We start from the raw sequence: 16,908 nt of genomic DNA on the forward strand, positions 1-16,908 counted from the left end.
AGGTGGGGAGTCGGAGGTCGTCGAGGGGTCAGTCGGTCGGCCCGAGCAGGGCGCGGACGGTCCTCGACGGGCTGGGGCGGCCGAGGTGACGGGCCATCCAGCCGCTGGTCGCGGCGAGCGCGGCGAGGTCCACGCCGGTCTCCACGCCCAGGCCGTTCAGCATCCAGACGAGGTCCTCGGTGGCCAGGTTGCCCGTCGCGCTCTTGGCGTACGGACAGCCGCCGAGGCCGCCGGCCGACGCGTCCACCACGGTCACGCCGCAGCGCAGTGCCGCCAGCGTGTTGGCGAGGGCCTGCCCGTAGGTGTCGTGGAAGTGCACCGCCAGCCGTTCGACCGGAGCACCGGAACGGGTGAACGCTTCGATCAGCGCGTTGACGTGGCCGGGGGTGGCGACGCCGATGGTGTCGCCGAGGCTCAGCTCGGCGCAGCCCATCTCCAGCAGCGCCAGGCCGTGGCGGACCACCTGTTCGACCGGGACCGGGCCCTCCCACGGGTCGCCGAAGCACATCGACAGGTAGCCGCGCACCGGGATGCCCGCGTCCGCGGCGCGCCCGACCACCGGGCGGAACATCGCCATCGCCCCGTCCGCCGAGCGGTTGAGGTTGCGCCGGGCGAAGGTCTCGGTGGCGCTGGCGAACACCGCGACCTCGGCGGCGCGGTGGGCCAGCGCCCGGTCCAGCCCCCGTTCGTTGGGCACCAGGACGGGCAGCCGCAGTCCCGGGTACCGCGCGGGCAGGTCGGCCAGCCGGGGCATCAGCTCCTCCGCGTCCGCCAGCTGCGGCACCCACTCGGGGCGGACGAAGCTGGTGGCCTCGACGGTGCGCAGCCCGGCGGCGGCGAGCCGGGCGACGAACTCGGCCTTCACCTCGACGGGGACGAGGACGGCCTCGTTCTGCAGCCCGTCGCGCGCGCCGACCTCGTGGATCCGGACCCGCGCCGGCAGCCCGGGGTCGCGCACCGGCTGCGGCAGGCCGAGCTCCAGCACGGTCGGTTCGGTCGTCGGGGCGTTCACCGGGCCGCCTCCGGCAGGGGCGGGGCGGGGGCGGCCGGTTCCTCGGCCGGGGTGACCGTCACCAGGGGCGCGTCCATCGCGACGGTCGCCCCGGCGGCCACCCGCAGGTCGTCGACGGTGCCGTCGTGGGGCGCGGAGATGACGTGCTCCATCTTCATGGCCTCCAGGACCAGCAGGGGCTGGCCCCGGCGGACCCGTTCGCCGGGTTCGACCTTGACCACGGTGACGGTGCCGGGCATCGGTGCGGTGAGGGAGCCGTGGTGGACGGCGCCGGCTGCGGCGCGCTCCGCGATTACGTCGAACGGGTGAACGGGCCAGGCGTCCCCGTCGGCGCCCAGCCAGTGGGTGACACCGTCCGGCGTGCGTTCCGGGACGACCGTGAAAGTGGCCTGCAGGCCGTCAACCGCAAGGCGCAGCAGGTCTCCGGCCCGGCTCGCGCGGGCCCGCCGGACCGGTGCGTCGTCCAACCGCACCTCCCACTCCGGGACGGCCGTCGCGGAAAAACCGATAGCGCTCTCGATTTCACCGCTGGTAGTCATTCGGCATCGCACGGTGACCGGGTCGCGGCCGGGGAGCCGGAGCCGGTGCGTGGTCCACGCGGCCTCGCCACCGAGTCGCCAGCCCGAAGGGAGGGAGAAGGGGTCGGTCCAGCCGTCGGAGGCGTCGGCGCGGCCGAGTTCGAGCTGTCGCAGCAGTGCGGCGGCGAAGTAGAGCAGGTCGATCGACTCGGGACGGGTGTACGGGGAGCTCAGCAGGGAGGCGTCCTGCTGTGCGCTGCGTTCCACCAGACCGGTGTCGAGCCGCCCTGCCGTCACCTCGGGCTGCGCCAGCAGCCGGCGCAGGTAGCCGGTGTTGGTGGTGACGCCCAGGATGCGGGTCTCGGCGAGTGCGGCCCGCAGCCGACGGATCGCGGTCGGGCGGTCGGGCCCGTACGCGATCACCTTGGCGAGCATCGGGTCGTACAGGCTGCCGACCCGGTCGCCGGGTGCGATTCCGGAGTCCACCCGGACGCCCTCCCCGGAGGGCTCGTCCAGCAGCAGTACCTCGCCGCCGGTGGGCAGGAAGTCCCGTTCCGGGTCCTCGGCGCAGATCCGGGCCTCGATCGCGTGGCCCAGGAAGGAGACGTCCGACTGGGTGAACGGCAGTGCCTCGCCCGCGGCGACGCGCAGCTGCCACTCGACCAGGTCCAACCGCTGCGGGCCTTCGGGCCCGGCCACGGAGACGGCCAGTTCGGTGACGGGGTGCTCCACCTGGAGGCGGGTGTTCATCTCCATGAAGAAGAAGTCGAGGACGTCGTCCGCGTCCGGTCCCGCGGAACCGCCGGGGACGATGAACTCGACCGTGCCGGCGCCGGTGTAGCCGCAGGACTCGGCGGCGCGCACCGCGGCCGCGCCCATCGCGGCGCGGGTCCGGGGGTTCAACAGGACGGAAGGGGCCTCTTCGATGAGCTTCTGATGGCGGCGCTGCAGACTGCACTCGCGCTCGCCGAGGTGGACGGTCCGGCCGTGGGTGTCGGCCAGGACCTGCACCTCGATGTGCCGGGGCTGGTCGACCCAGCGCTCCAGCAACAGGGTGTCGTCGCCGAACGCGGTGCGGGCCACCCGGCGGGCCGCGGCGAGCTCGGCGGGCAGCTCGGCCGGGTCGCGGACCAGCCGCATGCCCTTGCCGCCGCCGCCGGCCGAGGGCTTGAGCAGCACCGGGTAGCCGATCCGGTCCGCCGCCTCGACCAACTGCTCGTCGCTGGGCGAGCCCTCCTCGCTGCCGGGGACGACGGGCACCCCGGCGGCCCGGACGGCCTCCTTGGCGTTGATCTTGTCGCCCATCAGTTCCACCGCGGCCGGCGGCGGACCGATGAAGACCAGCCCGGCCTCCGCGCAGGCCCCGGCGAACGCGGAGTTCTCGGCCAGGAACCCGTAGCCGGGGTGGACGGCCTGCGCGCCGGTCCGGCGGGCGGCGTCCAGGATCAGGTCGGTCCGCAGGTAGGTCTCGGCAGCCGAGCTGTCGCTCCGGTCGGCGGGCCCGAGCCGGACCGCGAGGTCGGCGGCCCGGACGTGCGGGGCGTCGGCGTCCGCGTCGCTGTGCACGGCGACCGACCGCACGCCCAACCGCCGGAGGGTGCGGATCACCCGCAGCGCGATCTCGCCGCGGTTGGCGACGAGCACGGTGTCGAACATGAGAGGTGTTCCTCCGTCACGAAGGGAACGGTGGGCGGGTTGAGGGTGCGTCACTGACGGCGTGTCACTGACGGTGGTCCGACGGGCCGGACCTCACATGCGGAAGACCCCGAACGGGCGAGGTTCGGCGAGCGGGGCGTTGGCGCAGGCGGTGAGCGCCAGGCCGAGCACGGTGCGGGTCTGCAGCGGGTCGATCACGCCGTCGTCCCACAGCCGGGCGGTGGCGTAGTACGCGTTGCCCTGGCGCTCGTACTGCTCGCGGACGGGGCGCTTGAACTCGTCCTCGTCCTCGGCGCTCCAGGGCTCGCCCCGGGCCTCCAGTTGGTCGCGGCGGACGGTGGCCAGCACCGAGGCCGCCTGCTCCCCGCCCATCACGGAGATCTTCGCGTTCGGCCACGTCCACAGGAAGCGGGGTGAGTAGGCCCGTCCGCACATCGAGTAGTTGCCCGCTCCGTACGAGCCGCCGATCACCACCGTCAGCTTGGGCACCCGGGTGCAGGCCACCGCGGTGACCATCTTGGCGCCGTGCTTGGCGATGCCGCCGGCCTCGTACTGGCGGCCCACCATGAACCCGGTGATGTTCTGCAGGAAGAGGAGGGGGATGCCGCGCTGGTCGCACAGCTCGACGAAGTGCGCGCCCTTGAGCGCGGACTCGGCGAACAGGACGCCGTTGTTGGCGACGATGCCGACCGGGTGGCCGTGGATCCGGGCGAAGCCGGTCACCAGGGTGGTGCCGTACTCGGCCTTGAACTCGGCGAACCGGCTGCCGTCCACCAGCCGGGCGATCACCTCGCGCACGTCGTAGGGGGTGCGCGGGTCCACCGGCACCACGCCGTACAACCCGGCCGGGTCGACCGCGGGCGGCTCGACCGGGGCGAGCGGCCACGGCCGGGCGGCGCGCGGGCCGAGCCCGGCCACGATGGTGCGGACGATGGAGAGCGCGTGCGCGTCGTCCTCGGCGAGGTGGTCGGTCACGCCCGAGGTGCGGGAGTGCAGGTCGCCGCCGCCCAGTTCCTCGGCGGTCACCACCTCGCCGGTGGCCGCCTTCACCAGCGGGGGGCCGCCCAGGAAGATGGTGCCCTGGTTGCGGACGATCACCGCCTCGTCGCTCATCGCCGGGACGTAGGCGCCGCCCGCGGTGCAGGAGCCCAGCACCGCCGCGATCTGCGGGATCCCGGCGGCGGACAGCCGCGCCTGGTTGTAGAAGATCCGGCCGAAGTGGTCGCGGTCGGGGAACACCTCGTCCTGCATCGGCAGGAACGCCCCGCCGGAGTCCACCAGGTAGACGCAGGGCAGCCGGTTCTCCAGGGCCACCTCCTGCGCGCGCAGGTGCTTCTTCACCGTCATCGGGTAGTAGGTGCCGCCCTTGACCGTGGCATCGTTCGCCACCACCAGGACCTCGCGCCCGGCGACCCGGCCGACGCCGGCGATCACCCCGGCGGCCGGGGCGGCGCCGTCGTACAGCCCGTCCGCGGCCAGCGGGGCCAGTTCGAGGAACGGCGAACCGGGGTCCAGCAGGGTGTCCACCCGGTCCCGGGGGAGGAGCTTGCCGCGGGCGACGTGCTTGGCCCGCGCCTTCTCGCCGCCGCCGAGCGCCGCCGCCGCGAGCTTGCCGCGCAGTTCGGCGACCAGCTCCCGGTGGGCCCGGGCGTTGGCCGCCCCGGCGGACGGATCGGCCGTGCTCTCCAGGCGGGGAGCCGGCGCGTCGGCGGCACGGAACGGCGGAGCGGCCGGAGTCGCCTGCCCGGAAGGGGCGGGGGACCACGGAGGGGTCTGTGCCGAAGAGAGGACCATCCCAAGAGCTCCCTTGTCCTCGGATTCGGATCCGGGCAGGCCGAAGGGCGAGCCGGCCAGCCCGTGTTAATGAGCGTTAACTCTGTGGTCAGGTTAACCATCGATAACCCGACTGTCTACGATGGGCAGCATGCCCAACCGCGCTCCCGCCCCCGCGCTCCCACGCCGTGACCAGATCCGGAAAGAGGCCGCCAGGCTCTTCGCCGCCCGCGGCTTCCTCGGGGTCGGCGTCGACGAGATCGGCAAGGCGGTCGGCATCAGCGGTCCCGGCCTGTACCGCCACTTCGCGGGCAAGGACGCGATGCTCGCCGACCTCCTGGTCGGCATCAGCGAGCGCCTGCTGGACGAGGGCCGGCGCCGCGAGGGCGAGGCCGCCGGGCCGCGCGCCGCACTGGACTCCCTGATCGACGGGCACATCGACTTCGCCCTGGACGACCGGGACCTGATCACCCTGCACGACCGCGAGCTGCTCCACCTGAAGGAGGCGGACCGCCGCCGGGTGCGCCGGCTCCAGCGCGGCTACGTCGAGCTCTGGGTCGAGGTGGTGCGCGAGGCGTTCCCGCCGCTGGCCGCCCCCGAGGCGGAACCGGTCGCCCGCGCCGCCGTGCACGCGGTGTTCGGCCTGCTCAACTCCACCCCGCACAGCGCCGCGCCGCAGCCGGCCCAGAACGCCCCGGGCTCCCCGGCCGACCCCGGCTCCGAGCGGACCGGACTGGCCCGCGACAGCATGGCCGCCCTACTGCGCGCGCTCGCCCAGGGGGCGTTCGCGGCCGCCGCCGCGGAGGTCGAACGGGCCCGCCCGACCGCCTGACCCGCGGGTACCGGTACCCGGCCGCAGGTCGGGGGTGAGGCTGCCTACACCCTCCGCCTAGGACGATCGGCTGACCCAGGTCTGGCCGATCGCATGAGGCGCACCGCGGTGCCGGAGGGCAACCTGTAGACGGGAAGGAAGATCGGCCCGAGGTCGTTCAGCCTTCCAAGCGCCCTCGAACCCGATGGACGCTCAGCCGGTCGAATGGTTAGCATCACTAAATATGCCCGAGACTCATGGTTTCCCAGAGCGAGGTTGGCTCCGCCGGCTCGGCGGCTACTGCTGGCGGTACCGCCGCAACCTGCTGCTGTCCTTCGGGGCGTCCCTGGTGGGCATGGCGGTCACCGCGATCGTCCCGCTCATCACCAAACTGATCATCGACGACGTGATCACCACGCACAGCCGCCCGCTCACCCCGTGGGCGGTCCTGCTGCTGGTCGCGGCGGCGGTGGTGTTCCTCTGCACCCAAGTCCGGCGCTACTACGGCGGCCAGCTCGCGCTAGACGTCCAGCACGACATGCGTGCCGACCTGTTCCGCTCGCTGACCAGGCTCGACGGGCACCGGCAGGACCGGTTGGACACCGGCCAGGTGGTCGGCCGGGCCACCTCCGACCTGCAACTGGTCAACGGCCTGCTGTCGATGATGCCGATGATGACGGGCTACGCCCTGATGTTCGTCATGTCGCTGGCGGTCATGTTCTGGCTCTCCCCGCCGCTCACCCTGATCGCCCTGGTGATGGGGCCGGTCCTGTGGTGGCTGGCCACGCTCAGCCGCAAGCGCCTGTTCCCCGCCACCTGGGCCGCCCAGCAGCAGGCCGCCGAGGTCGCGGGCGTGGTGGACGCCGCGATCGGCGGGGTCCGGGTGGTCAAGGGCTTCGGCCAGGAGGCCCAGGAGCGCGGCAAGCTGGAGCGCGCCTCGCGCGAGCTCTTCGCGGCCCGGCTCCGTTCGATCAGGCTGAACGCCCGCTACACCCCGGCCATGCAGGCCGTCCCCGCGCTCGGGCAGGTCGCGGTGCTCGCCGTCGGCGGCTGGCTGGCCGTCCGGGGGGACGTCACGCTCGGCACCTTCGTCGCCTTCTCCACCTACCTGGCGCAGATGACCGGCCCGGTCCGGATGCTCGCCATGGTGATCACCGTCGGCCAGCAGGCCCGCGCCGGCGTCGAGCGGGTCCTGCAGCTGATCGACCAGCGCCCGCTGGTCTCCGAGCCCGCCGACGCCCGCCCGCTCGCCCCGGACGCCGCGCCGTCCGGCACCCCCGCGCTGGAACTCGACCGGGTCGACTTCCACTACCGCGCCGAGGAGCACCCCGAGCCGGACAGCACCCCCGACGGCGTCCCGGTGCTGGAGGGCCTCAGCCTGCGGCTCGCCCAGGGGGAGACGCTGGCCCTGGTCGGCTCGTCCGGCTCCGGCAAGTCCACCGTCGCCCAGCTCGTGCCCCGCTTCTACGACCCCACCGCCGGAACGGTCCGGCTGTTCGGGCAGGACGTCCGCGAGGTCACCCTCGACTCGGTGCGCGCCGCCATCGGCATCGTGCCCGAGGAGAGCTTCCTGTTCTCCGAGAGCGTCCGCACCAACATCGCCTACGGGCACCCGGAGGCCACCGAGGAGCAGATCGCGGCCGCCGCCCGGATCGCCCAGGCCGACGGCTTCGTCCGGGAGCTCCCCGACGGTTACGACACCAAGGTCGGCGAGCAGGGCCTCACCCTCTCCGGCGGTCAGCGCCAGCGCATCGCGCTCGCCCGGGCCGTCCTCACCGACCCGCGCATCCTGCTGCTCGACGACGCCACCTCCGCGGTGGACCCGCAGATCGAGGCGGAGATCCACGACGCGCTGCACAGCGTGATGGCCGGCCGCACCACCCTGCTGATCGCCCACCGCCGCTCCACCCTGCAGCTCGCCGACCGGATCGCCGTGCTGGACGCGGGCCGGCTGATCGACGTCGGCACGCACGAGGAACTCACCGCCCGATGTCCGCGCTACCGGTCACTGATCACCGACCCAGACGCACTGGCGGCCCCCGCCGCCGGAGCGGCTCCCGAGCCGACCACCGCAGGGGCCCCGGCCGCCCGGACCGCCGCCCCGGCCACCGAGGAGCCGAGGGCGGACGCCGAACTGCTCGCCAAGGTCGCCGACCTGCCGCCCGCGACCGACGCCCCCGACATCCCGGTCGAACGGGCCGAGGCCGCCGACCCCCGGTTCAGCCTCGCCAGGCTGCTCGCCCCGTTCCGCCACCCCCTGCTGCTCGCGCTGCTCCTGGTCGCCCTGGACACCGCGGCCGGGCTCACCCTGCCGGTCCTGATCCGGCACGGGATCGACGACGGCGTCAGCAAGGCGGCGCTCGGCGGCGTCGTGACCGCCTCCCTGCTGGCACTCGCCGTCGTCCTGCTCGACTGGTTGGTGCAGGCCACCGAGAGCCGGGTCTCCGGCCGCACCGGCGAACGCGTCCTCTACACGCTGCGGCTGAAGATCTTCGCGCACCTCAACCGGCTCGGCCTCGACTACTACGAGCGGGAACTGACCGGCCGGATCATGACGCGGATGACCACCGACGTCGACTCGATCTCCTCGTTCCTGCAGACCGGTGTGGTCACTGCGGTGGTCAGCGTCCTCACCTTCTTCGGCATCTTCGCCGCCCTGATCGTGATCGACCCCGGCCTCGCCCTGGTGGTCTTCGCGGTGCTCCCCCCGCTGATCGTCGCCACGCTGGTGTTCCGCAAGAAGTCCGCCCAGCAGTACCAGGTCTCCCGGGACCTGATCAGCACCGTCAACGCGGACCTGCAGGAGAACGTCGCCGGCATGCGGATCGTCCAGGCGTTCCGCCGGCAGGACGCCAACACCGAGCGGTTCGTCGAGCGCGGCCTCGCCTACCGGCACGCCAGGGCCAAGGCGCAGTTCTACATCTCGCTGTACTTCCCGTTCGTCCAGTTCCTCTCCAGCGTCGCCTCCGCCCTGGTGCTGATCGCCGGAGCCTCCCGGGTCGATGACGGCACCCTCACCATCGGCGCCCTGGTCGCCTACCTGCTCTACATCGACCTGTTCTTCGCACCGGTCAACCAGCTCTCGCAGATCTTCGACGGCTACCAGCAGGCCGCCGTCGGTCTCGGCCGGATCCGCGACCTGATGCGCACCCCCACCAGCACGCCCGAGGCCGAGCACCCCGTCCCGGTCGGCGAACTGCGCGGGGAGATCGACTTCCGGAACGTCAGCTTCGCGTACAACGGCGGCGGCGAGGGCAACCCCGACGTGCTCTCCAACATCGACCTGCACATCCCGCCCGGCCAGACCGTCGCCCTGGTCGGCGAGACCGGAGCGGGCAAGTCCACCCTGGTCAAGCTGGTCGCCCGGTTCTACGACGCCACCGGCGGCACCCTGCAGGTGGACGGCACCGACCTCACCAGCTACGACCTGGACGGGTACCGGCACCGGCTCGGCGTCGTCCCGCAGGAGGCGTACCTCTTCGCGGGGACGGTCCGGGACGCCATCGCCTACGGCCGCCCCGACGCGAGCGACACCGAGGTCGAAGCGGCGGCCAGGGCCGTCGGCGCCCACGACATGATCACCCGGCTGACCGGCGGCTACCGGCACCGGGTCGCACCCCGCGGCCGCAACCTCTCCGCCGGTCAGCGCCAGCTCATCGCCCTCGCCCGGGCCGAACTGGTCGACCCCGACATCCTGCTGCTCGACGAGGCCACCGCCGCGCTCGACCTCGCCACCGAAGCGGCCGTCAACCACGCCGCCGACCGGCTCAGCGGCGGACGCACCACCCTGGTCATCGCCCACCGGCTCACCACCGCCGAACGGGCCGACCGGATCGTCGTCCTCGACCACGGCCGGATAGTGGAGGACGGCACCCACGCCGAACTGCTCGACCGCGACGGCGCCTACGCCAGGCTCTGGAACGCCTTCATCGCGGAGGGACAGCCCGCACCGGCCCTCGGTTGATCCCGGGACCGGGCCACCGGTACACCGGCACACCAACGCGTCGGCGGCCCGGTCCGCCCGGTCCGCCCGGTCCGCCCGGTCCGCCCGGTCGGTCCGGGCGGCTGTAGCCCCGGCCGAGGCCGCCGCTCCTGCCACCCCGGGCCCACCGGGGTGGGAAGCGGGTGCCGGCCTTGGCGGGGAAAGGCCGTTCGATCACGGAGCTGTCTCGGTCGGGACGCAACTGGGCGGCTCACCGATTGCGACTCGGCCACCGGCGGCCACCACCGGCGGCACGGCTGGTACACAGAACGGGCGACCGACGGAGGGGACGGGAGCACCACCCCCGTCACCAGGTCGAGAGGCCACGCCCATGCGCCCACGCGCGTCCGCGCCGCCCCCGGTCGTCCTCTACACGGCCGGCCAACTCCCCGCCTACCTGCTGCCCACCCTGGTGGGACGCCTCGCCGGCGGAGCCGGACTCACCCCGACCCAGGCCGGAGCCCTCGGCAGCACCCTGCTGCTCGCCTCCGCCACCGTCGCGCTGCTGCTCGCCGGACGCGTCGCGGCCGTCGGCCCGGCCCGCACCGCCCGGGCCGGACTCGCCCTGCTCGCACTCGGCTGCGCGCTCGCCGCCACCGGGCCGCAACTGCCGCTGCTCACCACCGCCCTAGCGGTGGCCGGCCTCGGCGCGGGCGCCGTCACCGCCGTCGCCACCACGGGCATCGCCGGAACGTCAGACCCGCACCGCGGCACCGTCCGCGCCCTGCTCGCCACCTCGGGCACCGCGGCCGGGCTCTACCTGCTGCTCCCGCACCTCGGCAGCGGGACGGCGGCGCCCTTCACCGCACTCGCCCTGGCGGCGCTGGCCGCCGCCGTCCCCCGGAGCGGCAGGACCGGCCCGGTGCGGGCCAGCGAACGGCGGATGGCCAAGGCCAGAGCCGGTGCTGCCCCCGGAGGCGGGACGCGGGGCCGCGCTACGGCACTCGTCCTGGCCATCCCGTTCTGGTCGATGGCACAGAACGCGCTCTGGGGCATCAGCGGCCAACTGGGCCACCGCCAGGCCGGGTTGGGGGAGAGCACCCTCGGCCTGGTGTTCGCGCTAGCCCTGTTCGGCGGCCTGCTGGGGGTGACCGCTGCGGGTGTGCTCGGCACCAGGATCGGCCGAACGGTCCCGATCGGGTTCGGCACCCTGGTGATCGCCGGGTGCGCCCTGCTGACCGGTACGGCCCGCGGCCCGGCCGCCTTCACCACCGGTGAACTGCTGTGGAACCTGCTCTACCCGCTGGTGCTCAGCCACCTGCTCGGCCTCGCCGCCGCCCTCGACCCGAGCGGCCGCCGGGCCGTTCAGACCTCCGCCGCCTCCGCCCTCGGCACCGCCTGCGGGCCGTTGACCGGCGCCACGCTGGCGAGCGGCGTCGGGTACCCGGGAACGGGCGCGGTGCTCGCCGCCCTGCTGGCGCTCAGCGCCGGTCCGCTGGTCCTGGCCGCCCGGCCGAACGCACCCCGCCGCCCGGTCGGCCCCCGCTCCGCCCCCGGGCGCCCGGCCTGGCGCCGGACCACCGGCCGACGGTGCCCCGCGACCAGGCCCGCCACCGCGCACCTCGCCACCCAGCCCACCACCCACCCGGCCGCCCGCATTCCCGGCCAGCGCCGCCCGGCACCGTCCGCCCACCCGGAGGACCGCGATGCCCACCGCGACATCCGCCGCGGCGCCCGCCCGGACTACGCCTTCAGTAGCGCCCGGAACAGCGTCTCCACGTCCGCCCCGGACGGCAGTTCGCTGACCTGACCGTCCCCGACCTCCACCACCCGCCACTGCCCGGCCCCGGCTCCGGCCCCGTCCGCCGTCCCCGCCCCGGCGCGGCGGGCCAGGTCGGTGGTGACGAAGCGGCACCCCAACCGCCGGACCAGCGGACGGACCGCGGACAGTTCGGGCTCCACCCGGTGCGCCGGGCTGTCGGGGTGCGGGCCGACCAGCACCGGTTCGCCGTCCAACCACCAGACCCGGGCCTCCTCCGCCCGCCCGTCCGCGGCCCGGACGAACGGTTCGAAGCGGCGCACCACCAGCCCGCCCGAGAGGAACTCGCCCTGCAGTTCGGCGAAGCGCGACGCCACCCGGTCCAGCGCGTCGAGGTCGGCCAGGTCGGGCACGTAACAGGCTTCGGCCCACTCGTGCTTGCGGGACTTCACGTAGTCCTTCACCACCGCGGGCCCCCGCCCGCCCAACTCGGCCGCCGCCGCGGCCAGCGCCGAGCGGTCCCAGGCCGTCCCGGGCAGCCAACTGCTCGCCGGCGTCAGCGACTCGAACGTCCGGTACCAGCCGGGCAGTTCATGGGCGGTCGCGTACGCGTCCGGCCCGGTCAGCAGCGGTCGGCCGCGGGCTGCCAGGACCTCGGCGAGCTCGGCGTACCGGGCGGTGGGGATCATCCAGCCCCGGTACCAGAGCGGCCCGGGACCGGCCGGGACCCGGCGGGCGGCGGCCTCGGCGTCCCCGGCGAGCAGCGCGTCGTGGTCGAGCAGGACGTGGCCGCCGCCCACCGCCCGGAGCGCCCCCGCCTCCCAGGCGAAGTGCGGGTCCACCCGACGGGGGAGCAGCGGGTCGGACGGCAGGATGACGGCGGGATCGACCATGCGGCTCAGACTAGGTGCACCGATCGGCGGGGAGCCCGGAAACCCCTTGCCCGCGCGTCGACCGGCTCGTCGGTCCGTCCGTCGACCGGCCCACCGGTCCATCAGCCGGTCGGCCCGCCGGTCCGTCCGTCGACCGGTCCGCCGGGCCGCGTACCGGTCCGTGCCGGGCTGCCCGAAAACCGGATCGACACCCCTCCCGGGCTCTGCCAGGGTGAGCGGGTGCGATGGATCACGAGTGCCCGGAAGCCCGTCCGTGAACGGCGCCCACGCCAGGCGGCGCGGACGCTGGTGCTCTCGCCGGAGGGCGAGGTGTTCCTGTTCCGGTCGGACAACTCCGAGGTCGGGGTGCACTGGAACGCACCGGGCGGCGGTCTGGAACCCGGCGAGTCCCCGGCCGAGGGCGCCCTCAGGGAACTGCGCGAGGAGACCGGCTGGACCGACCTCCGGCCGGGCCCGCTCCTCTGCACCTGGGAGCACGACTTCACCTGGCACGGCACCCCGGTCCGCCAGCACGAGCACATCTTCCTGACGCACGGCCCGCGGCGCGAGCCCGGAGACGTGGCGGCGGTCCACCGGGTCGACGGCATCCTCGGCTGGCGCTGGTGGACGCCGGACGAACTCGCCGCGCCGGACGCCGACCCGACCTGGCCGCCGAACCTGACCACCCTGCTCGCCGGGCTCCGCAGCGCCGGAACGGACTCGATCGAGCCGGTCCACCTCGGCTACGTGCCCAACGGCGCCCCGCACACCGCCCAGCCGTAACCGCTCCCGTTCGTAGCGGCGCCGCGTCGGTCACGGTGACCGGCCCGTACGCACGGCCGGCCGGGTCTGCTCAGCGGACCGGACGCCGCCCCCGCCGACGTCCGCGGGCCGCAGGCAACTCGGCCTGCCAGTCACGCATCCCCAACTCGCGGTCGTGCACCGCCTCCGGGTTGATCACCACCGAGAGCAGGGCGGAACGCAGTTCCTCCGGACCCAGCCCGGTCGAACGCTGCAACTGCTCGGTGGGCACCGACACCGCGATGGCCGGCCGCCAGTCCGGCAGCACCACCTGGCAGGTGCCGGAACCGAACCGCAGCAGCTGCGCCGACACCCGGCGGTCCGGGGCCCGCCCGGCGGGACCGGTCGCCTCGGCCGCCCCGGGCGACCCGCCGATCAGCACCCCCATCGGTACGCCCAGCGGATCCGGCGATCCGTCCTCGCGCCCGGGCCCGACCTCCTCCGCCTCGGCCCGGTACCCGTCCGCCCCCGGGGCCAACGCCCGCACCTGGCTCAACCGCCGCGAAGGCGCGGGCCGCCGCTGCGGACGCACCCGACCCGCCGGCTCGCTGACACTCCACGCCCCCGGCGACCACTCGACCGCCCCGGTAGCACCGGCGTCCGTGCCCTCGCCCCCGGTCGGCCCCGGTGCGTCCGCGGCACCACTGCCCGCCGAACCCGCTTTCACCGCACGGCGGTTGACGTCTCCGTACGGTCGGTCCGATGCGTTCTGGTCGAGCGAGGTCATGGCTGTGCCCCTCCGGAGTCCGAGCTCGCCCGATCCTGCACCACCGGTGCGTGCTGGGCCAAGGGACGTACGCACCCGGCCAATGGTTCCCGTCCGCGGGGAGGGGCGTCGGGCCGGGCACCGAGACTGGCGAGGGGGCGGCGGGCGGGGGCGAATACGGGGACGGACGCGGGGACAAACCCGTTGCGGTCGTTGAAGCCGGGGCTAGGGTTGGGAGCATGTCCCTCACGTCATGCCTGTGCTGGTGGCCGTCCTAGGACGGCCGTTCCCCACGCATGACTCCAGGGCCGTCCGCAAGGGCGGCCCCGGCGCGATCGTCTCGGACGGACCAGGGCACACCCCGGCGGGCGGCACCACCACCCGACCACCGAGGAGCCCCGCCATGACCGCCACCACCGTCCCCGCCACCACCGACCGCGACGCCGCCGCGGAGAGCACGAACCCGCCGGTCGCCACCACGGCCGAAGGGCACCACCGCATCCTGACCGGTGACCGCCCCACCGGCCCGCTGCACCTCGGCCACTACTTCGGGACGCTCCGCAACCGCGTCCAACTCCAGTCCCGGGGAATCGAATTGAAGATCGTGATCCCCGACTACCAGGCGATCACCGACCGGGATCGCGCCGACCGCCCCGCCGAGCACGCGGAGAACCTGGTCCTCGACTACCTGGCCGTCGGCGTCGACCCCGAGCGCGCCACGATCTTCACCCACAGCGCCGTCCCCTCCCTCAACCAGCTGATGCTGCCCTTCCTCAGCCTGGTCAGCGTCGCCGAACTCTCCCGCAACCCCACCGTCAAGGACGAGATCACCCACTCCCGGCAGGGCACCGTCAGCGGGCTGATGTTCACCTACCCCGTCCACCAGGCCGCCGACATCCTGTTCTGCAAGGCCGACCTCGTCCCGGTCGGCCAGGACCAACTGCCGCACCTGGAACTCACCCGCACCATCGCCCGCCGCGCCGAACTCGCCGCCGACCGCACCGTGCTGCGCGAGGTGCTACGCACCGGCAACGCCCGCGCCAACGCCATCGCCGACCGGACCCTCGACGAAGTGCGCGCCGCCATGGGCACCTGCTAGCCGGCCCCGCACGGTCCACCCCGGCGGTGGCCGCCGGGGTGGACCGTCCCCGAACGGGGGATACCGTCGGCAGACGGAACAGCGGAACCGCGGAGCCCTGGAACAACGGCCGACCGCCTTCCGCCCCCTGCCACCCCCTCGCTCGCGCTCCCCGAAGGAGTACCGGATGCCCCTGCGCCCGCTCCGCCCCGGCGACCGGATCGCCCTCGCCGCCACCAGCGGCGCGATCGACGCCGCCCGCCTCGCCCTCGGCACCGACATCCTCCGCACCTGGGGCCTGGACGTCACCGTCCTCCCGCACCTCCACGACACCCACCCCACGCTGGCGCACCTGGCCGGCGCCGACGCCCACCGCGCCGCGGACCTGCAAGCCGCCTGGCTCGACCCCGACATCGCCGCCGTCCTCTGCGCCCGCGGCGGCTTCGGCGCGCACCGGATGGTCGACCTCCTCGACTGGGACGCGATGCGGACCGCCGCACCGAAGCCGCTCGTCGGCTTCAGCGACGTCACCGTCCTGCACGAAGCCTTCGCCCAGCGGCTCGGCGTCCCCACCTTCTACGGCCCGATGCCCGGGAGCAACGTCTTCAGCACCGACCCCGCCACCGCCGAACACCTGCGCCGCACCCTCTTCGAACCCACCGCCACCACCCTCCTCACCGGCCCCGACGCCACCGCCCTCGTCCCCGGACGGGCCCACGGCATCCTGATGGGCGGCTGCGCCTCCCTGCTCGCGGCCGACCGCGGCACCCCCGGCGCGCGTCCGTCCTTCGCCGGCGGCCTGCTCCTGCTGGAGGACGTCAACGAGCAGCCCTACCAACTGGACCGGATCCTCACCCAACTGCGCCGCAGCGGGGCCCTGGACGGAGTGGCGGGAGTGGTCCTCGGCTCCTGGGACGGCTGCGGCCCGCTCGACGGCGTGCGCGCCGTGATGCTCGACCACTTCGGCGGACTCGGCGTCCCCGTCCTGTGGGAACTCGGCTTCGGCCACTGCCCGTCCTCGATCACCGTCCCGCTCGGCGTCCCCGCCACCCTGGACGCCGACGCCGGCACGCTCACCCTGGACGCGCCCGTTCTCAGCGGCCCTACCGGCGCGTAGGGTGCGAGCCATGCACGCCGAAGGCACCCCCACCAGCACCGCTTCCGCCGCTGCCGCCCCCGAGCAGCCCGCCGCCGTCGCGGAGCAGGTGGTGTCCCGAGCCCTCGGCCTGCTCCGCGGCCCCGGCAGCGGTACCGGACGGGTCATCCTGGGCCTGGCCGGACCGCCCGCCGCCGGCAAGTCCACCCTCGCGCGCCTCCTGACCGAGGAGATCAACCGCCGCGAGGGCCCCGACACCGCCGCCCACCTCCCCCTCGACGGCTTCCACCTCTCCAACGCCCAGCTCGACCGCCTCGGCCTGCGCCCCCGCAAGGGCGCCCCCGAGACCTTCGACGCCCACGGGTACCTGGCCCTCCTCCAGCGCGTCGCCACCGACCGCTTCCACGACCTCTACGCCCCCGACTTCGACCGCGCCCTCGACGAGCCGGTCGCCGCCCGCCACCTCATCCGCCCCCACACCCGGCTCGTCATCACCGAGGGCAACTACCTCGCCGCCCCCGCCGCCCCCTGGACGGACGCCCGGGCCCTGCTGCGCGAACTCTGGTACGTCGACGCGGACGAGAGCACCCGGGACGCCCGACTGCTGGCCCGCCACACCGCCGGCGGCCAGGACGAGACGGCCTCCCGCCGGCGCATCGACGACAACGACCGCCCCAACGCCGCCTACGTGACGAGCACCCGTACGGCCTGCGACTGGGTGGTCCGCGCGGACGAGTTTGCATCCACCCGCTGATCGGCGTAGTGTTCACTGGTCGCTCGACAGGGAGCACCGGACACGCAATCCGTGTGGACGGTCCCGGGGCGGCCAATCCCCTGAGAAACCAGTTCGATGATCCGTGACGGGTCGCGTTCCTTTTCGCGTCCCCGTTCGCTTTTTCGGCGT

11 protein-coding genes and 1 pseudogene are annotated in these 16,908 nt (G+C 74.2%); 7 read left to right on the forward strand and 5 right to left on the reverse strand.

Going from position 1 to position 16,908, the window contains the following annotated elements; translation table 11 throughout:
* Positions 1-28: 28 nt before the first annotated feature.
* From ABD345_RS34595 to ABD345_RS34605, 3 genes are all read right to left on the reverse strand, one after another.
* Positions 29-1,012 (reverse strand): hydroxymethylglutaryl-CoA lyase, encoded by a 984-nt coding sequence (locus ABD345_RS34595; RefSeq protein WP_380273360.1) that lies wholly within the window; start codon positions 1,010-1,012, stop codon positions 29-31.
* Positions 1,009-3,186, reverse strand: a complete 2,178-nt coding sequence (locus tag ABD345_RS34600; protein WP_344558095.1) for an ATP-binding protein — start codon at positions 3,184-3,186, stop codon at positions 1,009-1,011. Before ABD345_RS34600 ends, ABD345_RS34595 begins: the two co-directional genes overlap by 4 nt.
* A 93-nt stretch (positions 3,187-3,279) precedes the next feature.
* Positions 3,280-4,980: a carboxyl transferase domain-containing protein gene (locus ABD345_RS34605; RefSeq protein WP_344558097.1), complete on the reverse strand. Its 1,701-nt coding sequence runs from the start codon at positions 4,978-4,980 to the stop codon at positions 3,280-3,282.
* 130 nt (positions 4,981-5,110) lie between these two features.
* On the opposite strand from ABD345_RS34605, the gene ABD345_RS34610 reads away from it, so the two are divergent.
* The 3 genes from ABD345_RS34610 to ABD345_RS34620 all read left to right on the forward strand — a co-directional run bounded on the left by ABD345_RS34610 (position 5,111) and on the right by ABD345_RS34620 (position 11,502).
* Complete coding sequence (locus ABD345_RS34610; RefSeq protein WP_344558099.1) at positions 5,111-5,791, forward strand: TetR/AcrR family transcriptional regulator; 681 nt, start codon at positions 5,111-5,113, stop codon at positions 5,789-5,791.
* 223 nt (positions 5,792-6,014) lie between these two features.
* The gene (locus ABD345_RS34615; protein ID WP_344558101.1) at positions 6,015-9,734 is read left to right on the forward strand and encodes an ABC transporter ATP-binding protein; all 3,720 of its coding nucleotides are present in this window, start codon (positions 6,015-6,017) and stop codon (positions 9,732-9,734) included.
* 349 nt (positions 9,735-10,083) lie between these two features.
* Positions 10,084-11,502 (forward strand): MFS transporter, encoded by a 1,419-nt coding sequence (locus ABD345_RS34620; RefSeq protein WP_344558102.1) that lies wholly within the window; start codon positions 10,084-10,086, stop codon positions 11,500-11,502.
* Here the strand turns inward: ABD345_RS34620 and ABD345_RS34625 are convergent.
* Complete coding sequence (locus tag ABD345_RS34625; protein WP_344558103.1) at positions 11,436-12,344, reverse strand: ATP-grasp domain-containing protein; 909 nt, start codon at positions 12,342-12,344, stop codon at positions 11,436-11,438. The genes ABD345_RS34620 and ABD345_RS34625 overlap by 67 nt on opposite strands.
* A 219-nt stretch (positions 12,345-12,563) precedes the next feature.
* On the opposite strand from ABD345_RS34625, the gene ABD345_RS34630 reads away from it, so the two are divergent.
* Entirely contained in the window at positions 12,564-13,106 is a 543-nt protein-coding gene (locus ABD345_RS34630) for an NUDIX hydrolase (protein WP_344558105.1), read from the forward strand.
* 70 nt (positions 13,107-13,176) lie between these two features.
* Here ABD345_RS34630 and ABD345_RS34635 read toward each other — a convergent pair whose 3' ends face one another.
* Positions 13,177-13,602, reverse strand: a complete 426-nt coding sequence (locus tag ABD345_RS34635; RefSeq protein WP_344558107.1) for a hypothetical protein — start codon at positions 13,600-13,602, stop codon at positions 13,177-13,179.
* A 631-nt stretch (positions 13,603-14,233) separates the two neighbouring features.
* Between ABD345_RS34635 and ABD345_RS34640 the strand changes: the two are divergent.
* From ABD345_RS34640 to ABD345_RS34650, 3 genes and pseudogenes are all read left to right on the forward strand, one after another.
* A pseudogene (locus ABD345_RS34640) lies at positions 14,234-14,809 on the forward strand (tryptophan--tRNA ligase); the annotation flags it as partial.
* A 286-nt stretch (positions 14,810-15,095) separates the two neighbouring features.
* Entirely contained in the window at positions 15,096-16,025 is a 930-nt protein-coding gene (locus tag ABD345_RS34645; RefSeq protein WP_344558111.1) for a S66 peptidase family protein, read from the forward strand.
* Between the two features lie 10 nt (positions 16,026-16,035).
* On the forward strand, positions 16,036-16,758 hold the full coding sequence (locus ABD345_RS34650; protein ID WP_344558113.1) for a nucleoside/nucleotide kinase family protein: 723 nt from the start codon (positions 16,036-16,038) through the stop codon (positions 16,756-16,758).
* The last annotated feature ends 150 nt before the right edge of the window (positions 16,759-16,908 follow it).

Origin of the sequence: Kitasatospora saccharophila, from assembly GCF_039529925.1 — a bacterium.
Taxonomy (GTDB): domain Bacteria; phylum Actinomycetota; class Actinomycetes; order Streptomycetales; family Streptomycetaceae; genus Kitasatospora; species Kitasatospora saccharophila.